Origin of the sequence: Actinophytocola xanthii, assembly GCF_001921205.1 — a bacterium.
GTDB lineage: Bacteria > Actinomycetota > Actinomycetes > Mycobacteriales > Pseudonocardiaceae > Actinophytocola > Actinophytocola xanthii.
On sequence record NZ_MSIE01000176.1, the window covers coordinates 1 to 1,083 of the forward strand.

Sequence of the window (1,083 nt, forward strand, 5' to 3'; positions counted from 1 at the left end):
CCGGAGCTGGCCGCCTGGATGAGATCGCCCAGCGACGAACCGATGACACCGGGGCCGGTCGAGGAACTCGGGGTGGTCGACTGCGTGCCCAGGTCGGGCGGCGGGGCGTTCAGGTCGATGTACACCAGTCCCCCTCTGTGACGAGTCAGGCGCGCACGAGCATGGTACCTGCGCCGCGTTGACGCTATGAGCGTTTCTCATTCAGGGACGGTCACGTACCAGGCCTACGAAGGGCCACGTCGCCGCTTCTCAGGAGAGGTGGTCGGCGACGCGCTCCGCCACGGACACCGCGAGATCGCACGCGGCGTCGGTGTTCTTCTCGCTGATCGCGGCTATCCGGACGTGGGACGAGGCAGAGGTGTCCAGGACCACCGAGCACTCGCCATCGACGCCCTGCGGACGCTCGAGCAGGTAGCCGTCGAACGTGCCGAGGTCGACCGGCGAGCTCTGGCCGGCGAGGTCTCCTGCTCCCTCCTGGGGAAACAACATCACGAGGACGCCGATCCCGAAGGTCTTCTTCCAGTCGCAGCCCTGGTCGCCCAGTGGCGCACCTGCCTGGAAGCCGAAATGGGCCTCGTCCTCCGCGGTCAGCACGTCACACGGAGCATGCCCGTCCAACGGGTTCGACTCGTCCGGCCCCGAGGTGCTGGTACTACCCGGCTCGGCGCCGTTCTCGGCGGGACGTGGTGTTCCCGCCTCGACGACGGAGCAGCCGGTCACCAGTACGACGCCGCACACCAGCCCGAGCGCCCACCCGCGCAGGCTCATCAACCACCCTCAGCCCGGTTGAGGTGCTCGACCCCGGCGAGGTCGGACGCCTCGTACGTGGCCATGCTCCGCCGGACCGCCTCGCTCAACTTCGTCAACTCGGCGTCGAAGGTGGCCAGTACCTGCGCGGCAGACGTCGTGTCCCCTACGGTCCACTCCCGGTTGAACTCGTCGATCTGCTCGGCGTACCCGCCGCCCAGGCGGGTCCCACCCCCGCTCTTGGTCGCGACCACCAGACGCCGGTACGAATCCATCCGCAGGCGGATCTCGTCGAGGGCGCGGACCGTGGCGTCGCCGGTCTCCCGGTCCACCCGC

Annotated in this window: 2 protein-coding genes; both read right to left on the reverse strand. The window is 69.1% G+C overall.

Annotated features, from left to right (window positions below):
- Window positions 1-249: 249 nt before the first annotated feature.
- Window positions 250-768, reverse strand: a complete 519-nt coding sequence (locus BU204_RS37780; RefSeq protein ID WP_075130576.1) for a DUF3558 family protein — start codon at window positions 766-768, stop codon at window positions 250-252.
- The coding region (locus BU204_RS40525; RefSeq protein ID WP_158073585.1) for a hypothetical protein at window positions 768-1,083 on the reverse strand (316 nt) is incomplete at its 5' end. The genes BU204_RS40525 and BU204_RS37780, both read right to left, overlap by 1 nt.